Below are 16,639 nucleotides of genomic sequence, written 5' to 3'. Positions count from 1 at the left end.
TTATCACTAGTGTGATATAATTTTATTGAGCATGTTATGCTAATCAATGTTAGGAGATATGTATGATTTCTAGGATAATTTTACAAAATTTTAAACGTTATAAAAGAGTTGATTTTATTTGTAACTCAGAAGTTAACATTTTCGTTGGAGAGAATGGTGCAGGAAAGTCGACGTTATTGTATGCTGTTGGATTAGTGCTGAGTGGAAGTCATAGTCAGATTGAGAGAAGTAGTTTGGCTAGTATCATTAATCAAGAAGCGATTTTAGATTTTATGGGAACAAAGGATATCAATCAGCTTCCTGAGGCCTTTGTCGAAATTTATTTTGATGAATTATGTACTGAAATTTCCTCTAACTTCAATATTGAAGGAAAGCATAACTCTCAAAAAATCAAAGCTTTTGGACTTTCATTAAAAATAATTCCCGATCAAGATTATATATCTGAAATTACTTCTGTCTTAAATGATAGTAACTGGACAGTCTTTCCATTTGAGTTCTATAGAGTTGAATTTTTGACATTTTCAGGGAAACCCTACTCCTCGTATAATAAACCGTATAAGTTTCTACATTCGATAATAAATACAAGTCTTATTGATACACAACAAGAAATTCAAAAACGCATCCATGAGGTGTATTTAGAAAATATATCAGCTGAAAATAGAGCAAAAGTTAATCATCAATACAGGATAAATTCATTTAATTTTTTAAAGACTTTAAGGAAGGATGAACTGTTGAAGGAGAATGCTTCAGAATTCCAACTTCATTTTGACGAATCAGAAAATTCATTTAGAAATTCAGTATCAGCTGTAAAAAATGGTGTAGATATAAAAAATTTAGGTCAAGGAGAAAAAGTATTATTAGGTGTTGAAAATGCATACAGTCATCTCAAGGAAACGGTTAAAATACTACTTATTGAGGAACCTGAGAATCATTTGAGCTTCCAAAACCTCCAAAAATTAGTTAGAATGCTAAGTTCAAAAACAGGTGTTCAAGTTTTTATTGGGACTCATTCAAATATGATTGCTTCAAGATTGGGTGTAGATAATCTTCTTTTTTTAGATAATGGTCAGATATCTAAACTTAAAGGTTTGAAAAAAGATACTGTAAGATTTTTCAAAAAATCTACTAATCAAAATTTATTGAACTTCTCTCTAGGTAAGAAGATAATTCTTGTTGAGGGGAATGCTGAGTATATTTTAGTAGAGAAGTTTTTCGAAATACTCCACTCCAAAAAGCCTGAAGAATTTAATGTATCAATTATTTCTGTAGATGGATTAAGTTTTGAGAGGTATTTAGAAATTGCAACCAACTTTACTGATAAAAAAGTAGCAGTTATAACGGATAACGATGGTGATTATGAAAGTAAAGTACAGTCAAAATATAGTTCTTATCAACAATTCCAAAATATAAAAGTTTCCTCTGATTTAGATAATGCTAATCGAACATTTGAATTATGTATTTATAATAATAACAAGGATTTGTTAGATTCTTTTGGTTTAACTAAATCTAAAGATTTATTAGGATATATGCTTAGGGAGAAGGCTGAATTTGCATTGCGATTACTAGAAAAAATGGAGACTGATCATAGAAGTGACGAATTTATTATACCTGATTACATTAAAGAGGCGATTGAATGGATAATAAAAGATTAATTCATGCCGTTGCTGGAAGTGGCAAAACAACTAAAATAATTGAAAGTATTAATCCTCAAAAAAGAAATCTTATACTTACGTATACAGAGACGAACCAGAATACAATCAGAGAAAAGTTGATTGACAAATTTAGCTTCATCCCTGAGTCTACTTTTATTTTTGGTGTTTTTGAGTTTCTATATAGTTTTTGCTTAGTGCCATATTTAGGGAAACGACCAAAAGGAATAAATTTTGATTATGAGCCTCAATGGAAATTTGATAACACTACTATAGATAATACTGGAAGAATTGTTCAGAATCAACTTTCTAAATCTCTATTAAGGGGTTCAGTAATTTATAAGAGGAAAGAGATTGGATTTGATAATTCATATTTGGATAGAATTGATAAATTTTTTGATTGTATTTATGTAGATGAGTGTCAGGATTTTGAGTCAGATGATTTTGATTGGCTTTTAAGTTTAAGTAATCTTAATGCAGAAGTATTTTTATTTGGAGATTTTTATCAAAAAACCTTTAGTACTTCAAGGCGAGCTAATAAAGGAAAAGGGATCCATTCGAGTTTTGAGAATTGGATAAAAGTTCTTTCTGATTCAGGATATGAAATTGATTTGTCAAGTTTATCAAAAAGTTATCGTTGTCCAAAAATAGTTTGTGACTTTATTGTTGATAATTTAGCTATTGAAATTTTATCACAGCGAGAAGAAAAGCTTCCTGCCGAAATTATTCTCATAGACTCAAAGGATAAAATAGAATCAATAATGACAAATGATAACGTTATGAAACTTTTTTATCAAAAATCTTATGATTATGATTGCAAGAGTCAGAATTGGGGGGATAGTAAAGGCTCTGAATATGACAATGTTTGTGTAGTATTAAATCAAACAACATATAAATTATTCGCAGCTGATCGCTTGAATGAACTTTCTTCACAAACCAAAAGTAAATTTTATGTTGCGTGTACACGTACGAGGGGAAACCTATATTTTGTAAATCAAAAAGATATCATTGATTATAAGAAGATAAAGTAAAGGAAATATTATGACAGAACAGTTTTTAAACATACCATTTGTAAGTTATTTTTTAACTACAAATAATCATGATAATCCAAATTTTATTGAGAGAGACACATTCTCCTATCGTTTTAATAGGAACATTGTGACTCATACTCAATCAAGGTATTTAGTTGCTCATATACCTAAAAGTTTTGAAGAGTTAGTTCTTCCTTGGCCTCTATCCTCATTTGTTGAAGAACCAAATTATATTACGGAATACATAAACATAGAGCTGTTAATTAAGAATACAGAGGGTATTATAGATTTAATTAAACAAACTCCTTTAGGCTGTGTTTTCATTCCTGAAGAATTAAAAGATCATCCTATTATTGAACAAATACAAGAAACAACACTACCTGTGATTTTTTTAACAGATGGAGTAGATATTTCTTTCAGCAAACTACAATTGATTGTTGAAAAAAATAGCATTAATGCTAGTCAGATATTAGATAATAAAGTTACAATCTCTGATAAAACAAAAATTGAGCCGATTAGCATACCTCATAAGCACTTTTTGCGACCTTTAGAGATTGCAATCAATCGTAATAGAGGTTTGTACCTATCTATATTTGAAAATAGGCAGGAACCAAAACCATTTGATAACCCAACAACAGAAGGAAAACTAGTGGCAGAGGAACAAGCGATAAGTGATTTGAAATATTATTTAAAGCTCCTAATTGCAGAAAAGTATATCATACATCTTGCAAAACATGAAAAAGGAATTGATTCTTTGATTGAAATTATAAGGAAATGGGATGATTCAATAGATACTGCAGATTTAGACTTGGATATTCTTGAAAAATATTTTTTGAATCTATCGGATTATTTTTTTGAAAAATTTGACGAAATAGTTTATCGTACAGATATGGTATTTGTGTTGCCGATGGTAAATAAAACAAGTGTTGATTTACTAAATAGAGAGTTTCAGTTACGACTATCTAAACCTGTTCTTAGGCAGATATATGATTTTTCAGGATATTATGGAATAGGGGGCGGCAAAGATTTCGAAACGATGCTGAGAATCATTTCTGATAGAGCCTCAGAAAACTCAATTTTAGATTCTTTATCCCTTAATTTTACACTAGATACAAAATCTCCGTATGTGCGTTTACCTAACTTACCTTCGCAAGACATAACAGTTTGGTATTCCCATATGTTTAAAAATACAATGAAGAATGCCAATTTATCAGAAATTGAAAAATTTAATAATAATCTCCATAAAATATCTGAGAAGTTAAAGTTATCATTAGATGATGAGTTTATTGATATACTTGTCAAATATGGGAAGCATATAAAATTCATTACAGATGCACCAATTGAATGGGTTAAATATAAAGATACTCCTCTGGGCTTAATAAAATCAATCAGCAGATTGCCAATTATTCCTGGTAATACGCTAGTAAACTCAGCAAAGCATAATTTACTAACAAAAATTCCAAAAGCTACTGTATCATTTTTAATTATTAATGCACTTAACCCTAATGACACATTATATAAAAATGGAAAAAAATTGGGAGAGCTACTAAAAGAGTATTTTCCTAAGCATTGTGTTAATTACTATGAAGTTAAAAATAAAACTGATTTTATTCGTACGATGAATGAAAACCCTTCAACTTTTTTTATTTACTATGGACATGGTAGTATGCCTGAAGTGAGTAGAAATCAAACAGATCAGATTGGTAAACTTCATATTGGCGATGATGAAATTGATATGATTGAGTTAGAAAATAATATAAAAGTTGTACCTGCTGTCACAATATTGGGAGCATGTCAGACTCAGGTATTGGATGCTCACTATTTAAATATTGGAAATATGTTTCTCGGGTTAGGAAGTCAATCAGTATTGGCAACATATTTCCCAGTTGATGGTTTCTATACATTTAGTTTAATAGAGTCTATTTTTAGACATTTAAAAAATTTTTTAAGCAATCAAGCGCCAGAGTATATAAAGAACTGGTCTGATATTATTTTACAAGCTCGACGAACTCATTATATCATTGAACCAATTAATACAATTATTGAATATTTAGATAAAAAGGGAGATAAAACTAGAGTAGACTCAGAAAGTTTGTCACAATATGTTATGAAATATTGTATAGAATCAAGCTGTAATGCTAACAACTCATATAGTTCTGTCATGGAGAAAAGTGTCATATATAGAGATGAAGCTTATAAAGAATATTTTAAAAACTATCCAGAATCGACTAGAATGTTAATTGATTATATTTTTAAACATAACTATGTCTTTACAGAGAGTATACTATTTACATCTCTTGGTTCTCCAGAAAAAATCAAATTTGTATAGAGCCGTTTTATTGAGAGCATTCAGCTCTCTTTTTTTTACTTTCTATTCAACGCGGTGATATCTTTTCCAAATCTTCCCTGTTATCCTTATATCATTCCTAAAAATTTTTAACTAGGGGTTTGGGGGCGGAGCCACCAAGTTATCTTATCGTTGGCTGTCAAAACTAGAAGGTTTTGATAGGCTGGCGATATGATTTTTGGGATATTGTGGACACAATATCTGAGCTCGCAAAGACCGAACAAGAAGCAAGTGAGGTCTTTAGGAAGCGTACTGACAATGTGAGGTAGACTTACACTGTCAGACAAGTAGAATGATGAAGGGATATCAGAATGGGACAAGAAATTAAGTCAATCCGAAAGCAATTTAGAATCACGAGACAAGAAGAAAAACAGATAAAAGAAATGATGAGGGAACAAAAAGTGGATAGTTTCTCAGAATTTCTTCGTCAAAATTTATTGAAAAAGAATTATCAGGATAGAATTTTTGAAAGTTGGTTCTCCCTTTGGCAGTCTCAAAAGTTTGAACAGATTAGTCGAGATGTGTATGAAGTTCTGGTTATCGCAAGAGAAAATCATCAAGTGACTCAAGAGCACGTCTCAATCTTATTGACTTGCGTTCAAGAATTGATTGCAGAAGTGAATCAAGTGCAGCCACTCAGTCGTGAGTTCCGTGAAAAATATATGGGTTAGGAGGATGTAATGGTTTATCGCTATCGTACCAATCTCAAAAAAGTGTTTCTAACTGATCCAGAATTACACCAATTGAATGAACGGATTGCTAAGAGCAATTGTCAAAATTTCTCAATTTATGCCAGAAAAGTTTTACTTAATCCCAATATGGCATTTGTCACGATTAACACTGATACTTATGACCAGTTAGTTTTTGAATTGAGACGAATTGGAAATAACATCAATCAAATTGCGCGCGCTATCAATCAGAGCCATCTGATTTCTCAGGAACAATTACAAGAATTGAGTAAGGGAATTAGTGAGTTAATTACTGGAGTAGAGAAAGATTTTCAAGTTGAAGTGAATAGACTGAGGGAGTTTTATGGTAGTCACTAAACACTTTGCGACGCATGGTAAAAAATACCGTAGACGATTGATTAAATATATCCTCAATCCAGAAAAAACGGATAATCTAAAATTAGTATCTGATTTTGGCATGAGTAATTACTTAGACTTTCCTAGCCATGCAGAAATGGTAGAGATGTACAATGTCAACTTCACCAATAATGACAAGTTGTACGAATCCAGAAACGACCGACAAGAAAAACACCAACAAACTATTCATGCTCATCACCTCATTCAATCATTTTCTCCTGAAGATAATCTGACACCTGAAGAAATTAACCGCATTGGTTATGAGACCATGATGGAATTGACAGGAGGTCGTTTTAAGTTTATCGTAGCAACTCATACAGACAAAGATCATGTTCATAATCACATCATAATCAACGCTATTGACCGCAATTCAGATAAAAAATTGATATGGAACTATGCCTTAGAACGAAATCTCCGTATGATTTCAGACCGTATTTCTAAAGTGGCTGGGGCGAAAATTATTGAGAAGTGTTTTTCTTACCGTGACTATCAAAAATATAGGCAGTCTAGTCATAAATTTGAATTAAAACAACGTCTTTATTTTTTGATGCAGCAATCTAAATCGTTTGATGATTTTTTAGAGAAAGCAAAGCAGTTGCATGTTCAGATTGATTTTAGTCAAAAGCATAGCCGTTTTTTGATGACAGATAGAACGATGATAAAACCAATTCGAGGACGCCAACTCAGCAAACGAGATCTATATGATGAAGAATTTTTTAGAACGCATTTTGCTAAGCAAGAGATTGAAAGTCGTTTAGAATTTTTGTTGAACCGTGTCAATTCTTTAGAAGATTTAATAACAAAAGCCAAAGAATTGAATCTAACCATTGACTTAAAACAAAAAAATGTAACTTTTATCCTGGAAGAAGAGAATCAAAAGATAAGTTTGGGTCATCAAAAAATAAGTGATAAGAAATTATATGACGTCAAATTTTTTCAAGATTATTTTAAAAATAAGGAAGTCGTTGCTTCAGAAGGATTAGAGAATTTAAAGGAACAGTACCATGCTTTCCAAGAAGAACGAGATAAGGATAAAGTATCCACTGAAGAGATTGAGGAAGCCTTTGAGACATTTACGGAAAAACGAGATACCGTTCGTGAATTTGAAGTGGAACTTGCAGAGAACCAAATAGAGAAGCTAGTTGATGAGGGCATTTATATCAAAGTGTCTTTTGGTATTAAGCAGAGTGGTCTCATTTTCATTCCCAATTATCAATTAGATATTCTGGAAGAAGAGAATCAGACAAAGTATAAAATTTTTATACGTGAGACAACCTCATACTTTGTCTATAACAAAGAACATTCGGATAAGAATCAGTATATCAAAGGACGAACATTGATAAGACAGCTAACCAACGATAGTCGAGTAATACCATACAGAAGACCTACAGTTAAGAGTCTACAGGAAAAGATTACTGAGATTAACCTCTTCATTGAATTAACTGAAGCAGATAAGAAATATCAAGATATTAAAGACGAGTTTGTAAAAGAAATAGCAGAGATAGATATAAAATTAAATCAAATTAATGAAAAAATCGCCAACTTAAATAAGATGGCGGAAGTGCTTATCAATTTAAAGAGTGAGGATGTGAGCAGTCGAAAACTTGCAAGATATGACTTTTCAAAATTAAATTTGCCAGAATCAATTACAGTAGAACAAGTAAGCGAAGAAATAAGAGCGTTTCAAGAGGAGCTAAATCATTATCTTTATGAGTATGAGAACTTAATAAAAAATTTAGAAATGTTTGTAAAAGTACTGAATGATAAGGATTTTGATAAAAAATTTAGTACAGAAATACTATTGGAATAACAAGAACTAATCCTATGGTGGTTAAAGATTAACTATCCTTGTGTTATTGATTAATATATTTGTCATAGTGCTCTTGGTACTGTGCTTTTATATTATGTTCTCCTAGAATTTCAAATACCTGAAGTGCTTGTTTCATCTTTTCGATTCCGTTCGCAGGATTGCGCTTAAATTCAAAATACCCACACGTATATAAGAAGACGGTTTGTTCATAATAGTTCAATTCATTGTTTAGTAATTTTTTTACTTCTTTGATTAGAAAACTACAATTTTGAAATTCTTCATTATCAATACTAACAATTAGGCAATTGATTGCTAATTGTGTAACAAGCCGTTTATTTGTCTTATTTAATGTTGAATAGAGATAATTTTTTAACATTTCTATAGTTAATAAGAAGTAGGAGTTATAATTAATTGTTCTTACACAGTTACCTAATAGGATAATTTCATAGTAACCCCAGTTTTCAACTTTAAAAAGATAATCTGTAAGCTGTAATAACTCCTCGTCCGAGGGGAGAAAACTTTTATTTGTGGTATAGAGAATCGATTTTACCATTGTCTTTTCATAAGGACCCAAGTTATAACTTGAAGAGTTTGATAGTAATTCAATAATACTAGCAAAATTTTTTGAGGAGTAGTGTTTTCGAATATATTGCACCAAGTTAGCGAATGATCCAATTCTAGTAGAGTTATTGTCATGAAGAATAATAAATTCATCCAAAGTTATATGTAATTTATCTAAAATATTGATTAATCTAATACAAGAGATTTCTGATTCTCCACGTTCAAATCTAGAGATTTGAGATTTAGATAAATTACTATCAGCAATTGAAGATAAACTTATTTTCTTTCCTTTTCGAATTTTTCTGAGTGTTATACCAAGTTTTGATTTCATAATTTTCCCGTTTTCCCAACAAAAAAGTAATTGATTTTTATTTATTGTACAATAAATAAAAACTGAAAGGAAGTCTAAATATGAAGAAAATTTTAAAAAATTCTCTAATTTTATTGTTGGTAATGGATATTATTATCGGTGGATAAAATGTTTAGGTGTACACCTAAGTCTTTAGATATCATCTAAAGACTTAGTACTGGTTGGAGGACATGATGAAGGATAGTATGGTTAATTATTGGTTAAATTATTTTCCGGAGTATAGTTTAGAGACGTTTGAAGTAGAATAGATATTAAGGACCTATCTTTCTCTTATTCCAAAGACTCAGCTCCTGTAATAGAAAATTTAAATTTGACTATTGAGTCAGGACAGAGAATTGCACTAGTCGGTCAATCGGGGTCAGGAAAAAGTACGTTATTAAAAATACTATCAGGATTATATAAGATTGATACAGGAAAAGTTTTATTTGATGGTATAAATATTAATCAAATAGATAAAAAAATATTAAGTCAAAATTTAGGAGTAGTTCCACAAGATTCGTTTTTATTGAACAGAAGTATTCTTGATAACATAACTTTAAAGCACGAAGTTACTTCACAAAAGATAGAGGAAATTTGTAAAGCAGTTCAAATCTATGATGAAATCATGGCTATGCCGATGAAATTTAATACTATCATCTCAGAGATGGGTTCAAATATTTCAGGTGGTCAAAGACAACGGATAGCACTGGCACGTGCATTAATAAATAATCCTAGTATTGTAATTTTAGATGAAGCAACTAGTGCATTAGACACTATTAATGAGGAAAGAATAACAAAGTATATAAAAAGTCAGGGCTGTACTCAAATAATTGTAGCTCATAGATTGTCAACGATTAAGGATGCGGATATTATTTTTGTAATGAAAGGTGGTAAGATTGTTGAGTCAGGAAATCATAAGTACTTAATGGCTCTTGGTGGAGAGTACTACAGCTTATATACAAAAAGGAAATGAGGTGTAAAGAAAATGAAGAAAGTAAATGAATATGTAATTTCAACAGCAGCCTCACTAGGGGTGATGATTGGAATAGTATTTGCAATTTTTTTAGATTTTCCAGTTGAATATGGTATTTCTTTAGGCTTGTTGAATGGAATAGTATTGGGTTCGCTGATTTTTTACAAAAACAATAAGAATTAAGCACAATTTTTTGCTGTAAACTAAGGAGTAGAGATGGCTATATAGTGTCTTACTTGAGATTCATAACTGTTTTCTAATTCTTACTATTGGAACTAACTCTTCAATAAGCAGCAACCATTTTTAGGTGTCTTTCTACATTATCGCTTACCTGTACAGGTAAGATTCAACCTCCACTATAATGCTAAAATCAATAATCAATAACAATATTGATGTAAAATTTAAAAGTTTTTTCACACTAAACTTCTCTTTATTTTTTATATAATAATAGAAATACTATTTTAGCTTTACTAAAATCTAGAATATTTGAAAACTAATTGGCTTACTTATATATGAAATCATCCCTAATCTGCAACAAGGAGAGGAATCAATGAAAAATTTAGGACAAATCTTAAAAAAAATTCGAGAAGCTAAGGGCCTCTCTCTTTACAATGTTGCTAATGACAAGATTTCTACCTCTCAGTTATCTCGCTTTGAAAATGGATATACAGATATTACTCTCAGTAAATTACTTTCAGTTTTAAAGACACTGGACGTATCTTTGGAAGAGTTTATGTATTTAGGGCGTGGTTTTCATAAGATGAGTAATTTTGAGGTGATTGATAAGATCAATAATTATTTTTATAAGAATAACAGTCCAGCTTTGAGTCGACTTCTCATTAATTTCACAGAAAAAGAAGAGGAGAAATTAAGTAAGAAATTAACAATAATTTTAATTAAGTTAAAACTCCAAGAAATTGAGAAAGATAATATTGTGACTTCTGAAGAAATTGATTTTATATCAGACTATTTATTCAGCATAGATATCTGGGGTGAATATGAATTAGAGCTATTTTCCTCCACAATGGAAATTTTTTGCCAATCAAGTATTATGATATTAACGAAGGAAATGGTGAGGAGAACTGATTTTTATAAACATTTACCGACCCATAGAAGATTAATTACCAGCATGTTATTTAATGCTTTTAGCCTCAGCGTAGAAAGAAATAATATAGTTGATGCATCTTATTATAGAGAACAATTAGTCCAGTTATTTTTTGATGAAACAGAATTATATGAAAGATTAGTTTTTCACCTCATAGATAGTTGTTACAATTTTAAGATGACAAATGAATTGAGTAATATTTTAGAGATGAGAAAGTGTATTGGCTTTCTGAAAACCTTGGAAAGCATGAGTTTAGTAGATAGATGGGAAAAATATATTGAGAGAATACTTAATAGTAACTAATTGCAAATTAGGGATAAAAACTATTAGACCAACTGCTAGTGATATAATAACATTAGGCAGTAGGTCTAATAGTTTTTATAATCAAGGAGGATTAATCATGAAGAAATTATTTAAGTTCTGGGAAGATGTTGTTTTAGTATAGAAATAAGTCTTGAAAAACTGGATTTGAAGAATTATTTTGATTAAACAATTTTTAGTTAGGGTTCTGTTAAGGAATTATAGTATTTAGAGTTACAAGTTTGAATATCGAAAAAGATATTCACTAGAACTGGGGTGGTTGTAATGAGTGTATTAGAGTTTATAAAACCTAGAAAAGATTCCGTATATACTCCATTGAATAGTATTAGGGTAAAGCTGACAGATAACTGTAATTGGAACTGCTGGTGGTGTCATAATGAAGGAACAGGTAGTAGGGAACAAAGATTAATAAAAAATATTGATTTTTTCAATGATAAATTTTTTAATGATTTTATTGATCTAACAGATTCCTTAAATATTACTGAGGTACATTTGACAGGTGGTGAGCCTAGTTTACATCCAGATATTGACTTAATTATTAAAAAACTGAAAGAATATAATTTTGTTGTTAAGGTGACCTCAATTGGAGGTAAAAAGGAGATTTTTGATAAGATAATATCTTCGGGAATAGATGGAATTAATTTTAGTTTACATGCGGTAGATACGGTTGAAATGTACAACACTCAAGTTAATCGTTCTAATAGATGGGTGGAGCAAAATCATCGGAAGTTAAAAGAGCTAATAGAATATGTAAGTAGAAAAGGAGTTCCTGTAAAGATAAATACTGTTGTAGCCAGCTCTGAAGATTTCGGTAGAGCTTATGAGGTGATGAAGTGGGCTAGTAGTCGCAACATTGCCATAAGAATCTTAAACGAAGTTGAAAACAATGAAAAATCTATTAGTGCGATTAGAAATTTTTTTGATTCGTTAAATGGTATTGAAATAAGTAGGAAATATATCAAAGGAAGTTCATCTGGAACGATTTTTTATTGTGGTGAATATTTTTATGGAATACGATTAGAAAATTTGCTTGGTAATTACAATATTAGGCTTTGTGTCCATAAAACATCACCAGAAACTTACTATAGACTGAGTGAATGTATAGAGACTTCAGCCTTTAAAGAATTGAGAGGTAAAATTAATGAATGAATTAGAAGTTAGATTTGAACTCAACGATGAGAGAGATTATAATAATGCTATTTCATATTTAGAAAAATCTTATAAATTTAAGAGTGAAAATAAGCAAATTGATGAGTATTTTAAAACAAAAGGAAGAGAATTTGAAAATGATGAGGTAGGTAGCTTTATTTACAGAATTCGTCAAGAAGCTGATGATAAGGCATGTGTTTTCACAAGAAAAGATACGATAAAACAAGGAATGTGGAGTGAAAGTGAAATAGAGTTAGAATCTGAAAAATTAGAATTTGTAAGGAATATCTTGCAAGATGGTTTTTCAAATATTTTCACAATAAGTAAATATAGAAAGACTTATCATGATGCATTAGAAAATAAAACGATTAATCTAGATAAGATTGATGGTCTTGGATTTTATCTTGAGATAGAGATTTTAGGAGATTTTTCAAAAGAAGATTATAATAATTTTTATGAGAAAATGTGCGGAGAATTCTCGTTTTTAAATTCAAAAATAGAAACAAAGGGCTATGTCCAATTAATGAGAGAAAAAAATGGACGTAATTGAAATTATCAAACAGTTTTATTCTTATGGTCAAGAAAATGGATTTCGAAAACTACAAGAAGGTAAAGTTGTTAGACCTAGAGGGTCAGAGACTATCTTTAATATGTCTGCTATTTCAGAGCATATTAGTTTGTTTGATATGCTATCTGAAACTGGCTGCGTGGAAAAATATGTAACAAAACAGCTATCATATTTTTCAAATAAGTTAGATGGCGTCGGTATTAATAGATTGACTAACCCTATGGAAGTTGGCTTATCATTTCTAGTGAAGAATTGCAAAGAACCGGAAGAGATGATTTATCATGCTTTAGCTTTTTTGCAAAGCATTGGTTTATTTACACACCGTATATATGTACGATGTGATAAAGAATTAGAGTTTCGCAGATGGTACATAAAAACAGGAATACCATCTGAAAATATATATGAATGGAAAAATATTGAGAAATTTCATATAGGAAAACAGAGACCTACAGGTAATTACTCTTACTTATATTACAAGTATCTTAATGGTGTAGTTCCGTTCGGAACAATTGCAACTATATATAGAGATGGAAACTACCATTTTGATGTAGTTTTTTATGCAGAACGTTTAGCAATGATTCTAGAAGAAAAAGAATCAATCTGGGGAATTTCCGAAATTAATTTTTTGTTGCCAGTTGTGTCATCATTGCCTATTGATTTTTTAAATGTTAATAGATTCGTTTTACTTTTTAGAGTTTTGGTTTTATTAATTCATGGTGGGATAGGAGAAATTTCAAATAAAAAACAGGGGTATTTTTTAAAAAAATGTACTGACCCCAAAAAGTTAGACAATTAATTTATCCGAAGGATTTAGTTCTGTATTGTACAGGGCTAAGTCCTTTTAGTTTTACCTTAATTCGTTTATTGTTGTAGTAATCAATATAGTCTACAATGGCTTGTTCCAATTGCTTAAGCGACTGAAATGACTTCTCATAACCGTAAAACATTTCCGATTTCAGAATCCCAAAGAAGGACTCCATCATACCATTGTCTGGACTGTTCCCCTTACGTGACATGGATGCTTGAATTCCCTTATCCTCTAGAAACTGATGATAAGAATCGTGTTGATATTGCCAACCTTGGTCACTATGGAGAATCGTATTCTCGTAGTGTTTCTCTGTGAAGGCCTGTTCCAACATTGTTTTTACTTGTTCTAAGTTGGGTGAAGTTGAAAGATTATAGGCGATAATTTCGCTATTAAAGCCATCTAAAACTGGTGATAAGTAAAGCTTTTGAGTACTTGCTGGAATGGCAAATTCTGTCACATCTGTGTAGCACTTTTCCATTGTTTTAGAGCCTTCAAATTGACGTTGAATGAGATTCTCTGCCTTCTTACCAACGTCTCCTTTATGAGAAGAATATTTTCGTTTCTGTCGCATTTTAGCTTGTAAATTGAGTACTTTCATCAAGCGTTGAACTCTTTTATGATTTACCAGATAACCACGATTTCTTAGTTCTAAATGAATCCGACGATAACCATAATTTCCCTTGTGTTCGATAAAAATGGATTGAATTTCAGCTTTAAGCTCTTGGTCCTTATCTGGTTTCTCTAGCTGTTTCAAGTGATAGTAGTAGGTCGAACGAGCTAGTTTAATGGCTTTTAGAAGAATATCTAACGAAAACTCAGTCATTAATTCTTGAACAATTTCTGTCTTTCTTCTTTCTCTTTTTCCTCCTTCAATCGGAGTTCTCTCAACTTTTTTAGGATTGCATTCTCCGCTCTCTCAGGTACTCATTTTCTGCTTGAAGACGTTCTAATTCTGTCCTCTCTTCAGGTCTCTTTTTTGGCTTACGTCCCATTTTAGGTACTCTCCCTCTTGTTTTCTCAACAATAGTATACCCGTTTTTCTTGTATTGTGCTAGCCAATTAAGAAGTATCGTACGACTTGGGAGGCCATATTCAAGAGAAACTCTATCTTTAGTCCAGCCTTCATGTATGACTTTATGAATCATTTCTTGTTTTAAATCAGGAGAATAGTAACGATTTTTTCCTTTTTTGACGAACTCTATTCCGTAACGATCAATCAATTTAATCATATACCTAATATTAGAATTGTTTATCCCAAATTTATTTGAAAGCTTCTCTAAGCTATATCCTTGTTTTCTAAGTTCATAGATCTGAACTTTATCATCATAAGTTAATTTCATGATAAAAACACCCCAAAAGTTAGATTTTTTCTGTCTAACTTTTGGGGGGCAGTTCAAAATTATACGTGAATTAGCTTTTTTATTAGATTCAAAAACTATCTCCAATTTATCAAAGAAAAAATTAGTTGACTTATCTTCTAATCTTGTTCACAGTTTAGGTTATACTGATTTGAACATTCAGCAGAAGAGACAACTTGAGGAAAGTATAGAAAAAATAAATTATTTCTCTATTGATATAGCAAAGAGATTAAATAAAGTTGAAAACATGCTTAGGAATCAAGAGGTTAATTCAATTGATTTCAGAAAACTAAAAGGAGAATACGGAATATTTCCTGAATGGATAGTAGCAAAATATTCTGATATTCTCAAGGATAGAGGTATTCATATAGAAATAAAAAAACGGAATTCTATTCGAAGTTTAGCCTTAGGAAACGATAATAGACTAGTAGATATTGATGAACTATTAGGAGAAAAAAATGTCTAAAATACTTGTTATTGGTGGTTTCTCTGAAATACACAGAGCACTTAAAAAAATAATTGTAAGTTAACATTGGTTTGTGAATCTTCGAAGATAAAACCATATTTTAAAGATCTTTAATTCCTTCCTTAACAAAATTATGTGACTTTTGTTACCGATTTTTTGCTGATTTTTTAATAGCTTATAACATTTATAGACGGTTAATAGATTTTGACCGTCTTTCTTAATATTGTCTTACCTATAATAGATGAGCTTGTGAGATATGTTTAATAAATTAACTTTAAATTTTATTGTCCGATTTGGACAATATATTAAATATTTAAAATTTATGGTCTATACTTTTTCTTAGGAGAAAGCTAGATGTACAGACGTTTGAGAGATTTGAGGGAAGATCACGATTTGACCCAAAAACAAATAGCTAAAATACTTTCATTTTCAAATTCAGCTTATGCTAAAATTGAACGGGGCGATCATGCCTTAACGGCAGATGTATTGGTAACTCTCTCAAACTTTTACGATGTCAGTGCAGACTACCTATTGGGATTGACAGATTTTCCTGATAAAATTCGCTTTAGAAAATAATCTCCTCAATTTCATAGAGTGTGAAAATGAGGGGATTTTTTATTTGTTCTTTGAAAATTGAATAGTCCAAAATGGTACTTTCCTCATTTGTGGAGCAAATTTGAATGGCTCGCCATGATAAGAGCGATTTTAAAACCATCAATAAAATAGAGCGATACTTTATATGCCATGATACAAATGATATACAATGATACTTCTGACCGTTCAGGCTGCCATCGTAAAAGAGCAGCAAGTGAAATTCTTATGATGACTTCATCAGTCATGCCATGGAGGAGATTGATAAAAGATAAAAGGGAAGTGATTTTTTGAAATCAAATTTAGAAAATTATATAGTCGAGCTAGAGATGCTAAATCTATTATTCCTAAAAAAACTTATTAGCGAAAAAGAATATGAAAAAATAAAGCTGAAACTGCGTAAAATATACACAAATTGGCTGACCTTTTTTGTTGGTTGCGGTAAAATAAATGCAGATAAATAGGAGG

At 30.8% G+C, this 16,639-nt stretch carries 16 protein-coding genes and 1 pseudogene; 15 read left to right on the top strand and 2 right to left on the bottom strand.

Annotation, left to right across the window (positions count from 1 at the left end; genetic code table 11):
* Window positions 1–62 precede the first annotated feature (62 nt).
* The 6 genes from ACLV7W_RS05865 (at window position 63) to ACLV7W_RS05840 (ending at window position 7,922) form a co-directional block, all read left to right on the top strand.
* Window positions 63–1,652: an ATP-dependent nuclease gene (locus ACLV7W_RS05865; protein WP_094753326.1), complete on the top strand. Its 1,590-nt coding sequence runs from the start codon at window positions 63–65 to the stop codon at window positions 1,650–1,652.
* Window positions 1,634–2,680: an RNA helicase gene (locus tag ACLV7W_RS05860; protein WP_153210052.1), complete on the top strand. Its 1,047-nt coding sequence runs from the start codon at window positions 1,634–1,636 to the stop codon at window positions 2,678–2,680. Before ACLV7W_RS05865 ends, ACLV7W_RS05860 begins: the two co-directional genes overlap by 19 nt.
* Before the next feature lie 10 nt (window positions 2,681–2,690).
* Window positions 2,691–5,009, top strand: a complete 2,319-nt coding sequence (locus tag ACLV7W_RS05855) for a hypothetical protein (RefSeq protein ID WP_153210051.1) — start codon at window positions 2,691–2,693, stop codon at window positions 5,007–5,009.
* A 329-nt stretch (window positions 5,010–5,338) separates the two neighbouring features.
* Window positions 5,339–5,698: an SAG1252 family conjugative relaxosome accessory protein gene (locus tag ACLV7W_RS05850; protein ID WP_049524364.1), complete on the top strand. Its 360-nt coding sequence runs from the start codon at window positions 5,339–5,341 to the stop codon at window positions 5,696–5,698.
* A 9-nt stretch (window positions 5,699–5,707) separates the two neighbouring features.
* Entirely contained in the window at window positions 5,708–6,073 is a 366-nt protein-coding gene (gene mobC / locus ACLV7W_RS05845; RefSeq protein ID WP_223340648.1) for a plasmid mobilization relaxosome protein MobC, read from the top strand.
* A complete protein-coding gene (locus ACLV7W_RS05840; RefSeq protein WP_411865617.1) occupies window positions 6,060–7,922 on the top strand; it encodes an SAG1250 family conjugative relaxase in 1,863 nt (620 codons plus the stop codon). The genes mobC and ACLV7W_RS05840 overlap by 14 nt, the downstream gene beginning before the upstream one ends.
* A gap of 43 nt (window positions 7,923–7,965) precedes the next feature.
* On the opposite strand, the gene ACLV7W_RS05835 is transcribed toward ACLV7W_RS05840, so the two are convergent.
* On the bottom strand, window positions 7,966–8,814 hold the full coding sequence (locus ACLV7W_RS05835) for a helix-turn-helix domain-containing protein (RefSeq protein ID WP_153214836.1): 849 nt from the start codon (window positions 8,812–8,814) through the stop codon (window positions 7,966–7,968).
* Window positions 8,815–9,163: 349 nt separating this feature from the next.
* Here ACLV7W_RS05835 and ACLV7W_RS05830 point away from each other — a divergent pair, with 349 nt between their 5' ends.
* The 6 genes from ACLV7W_RS05830 (at window position 9,164) to ACLV7W_RS05805 (ending at window position 13,744) form a co-directional block, all read left to right on the top strand.
* Window positions 9,164–9,805 (top strand): ATP-binding cassette domain-containing protein, encoded by a 642-nt coding sequence (locus tag ACLV7W_RS05830; protein ID WP_153210155.1) that lies wholly within the window; start codon window positions 9,164–9,166, stop codon window positions 9,803–9,805.
* A gap of 12 nt (window positions 9,806–9,817) precedes the next feature.
* Entirely contained in the window at window positions 9,818–9,988 is a 171-nt protein-coding gene (locus ACLV7W_RS05825) for a hypothetical protein (RefSeq protein ID WP_000757485.1), read from the top strand.
* Between the two features lie 367 nt (window positions 9,989–10,355).
* Complete coding sequence (locus ACLV7W_RS05820; RefSeq protein ID WP_153221740.1) at window positions 10,356–11,213, top strand: helix-turn-helix domain-containing protein; 858 nt, start codon at window positions 10,356–10,358, stop codon at window positions 11,211–11,213.
* Between the two features lie 282 nt (window positions 11,214–11,495).
* Window positions 11,496–12,380, top strand: coding sequence for a radical SAM protein (locus ACLV7W_RS05815; RefSeq protein ID WP_411865616.1), 885 nt, complete (start codon window positions 11,496–11,498; stop codon window positions 12,378–12,380).
* Window positions 12,373–12,930, top strand: coding sequence for a CYTH domain-containing protein (locus ACLV7W_RS05810; protein WP_411865615.1), 558 nt, complete (start codon window positions 12,373–12,375; stop codon window positions 12,928–12,930). Before ACLV7W_RS05815 ends, ACLV7W_RS05810 begins: the two co-directional genes overlap by 8 nt.
* Complete coding sequence (locus ACLV7W_RS05805; protein ID WP_228112220.1) at window positions 12,917–13,744, top strand: hypothetical protein; 828 nt, start codon at window positions 12,917–12,919, stop codon at window positions 13,742–13,744. The genes ACLV7W_RS05810 and ACLV7W_RS05805 overlap by 14 nt, the downstream gene beginning before the upstream one ends.
* Window position 13,745: 1 nt before the next feature.
* Here ACLV7W_RS05805 and ACLV7W_RS05800 read toward each other — a convergent pair.
* Window positions 13,746–15,096: pseudogene (locus tag ACLV7W_RS05800) on the bottom strand (IS3 family transposase).
* Between ACLV7W_RS05800 and ACLV7W_RS05795 the strand changes: the two are divergent.
* From ACLV7W_RS05795 to ACLV7W_RS05785, 3 genes are all read left to right on the top strand, one after another.
* Window positions 15,095–15,580, top strand: a complete 486-nt coding sequence (locus ACLV7W_RS05795; protein WP_153214791.1) for a hypothetical protein — start codon at window positions 15,095–15,097, stop codon at window positions 15,578–15,580. The pseudogene ACLV7W_RS05800 and the gene ACLV7W_RS05795 sit on opposite strands and share 2 nt — an antisense overlap.
* Window positions 15,581–15,934: 354 nt before the next feature.
* Complete coding sequence (locus ACLV7W_RS05790; RefSeq protein WP_049493765.1) at window positions 15,935–16,156, top strand: helix-turn-helix domain-containing protein; 222 nt, start codon at window positions 15,935–15,937, stop codon at window positions 16,154–16,156.
* A 305-nt stretch (window positions 16,157–16,461) separates the two neighbouring features.
* A complete protein-coding gene (locus ACLV7W_RS05785) occupies window positions 16,462–16,635 on the top strand; it encodes a hypothetical protein (RefSeq protein ID WP_194251512.1) in 174 nt (57 codons plus the stop codon).
* The last annotated feature ends 4 nt before the right edge of the window (window positions 16,636–16,639 follow it).

It is taken from the genome of Streptococcus mitis (genome assembly GCF_965111735.1).
GTDB classification, from domain to species: Bacteria; Bacillota; Bacilli; order Lactobacillales; family Streptococcaceae; genus Streptococcus; species Streptococcus mitis_DR.
This window is presented reverse-complemented; position numbering and strand designations above follow the sequence as displayed.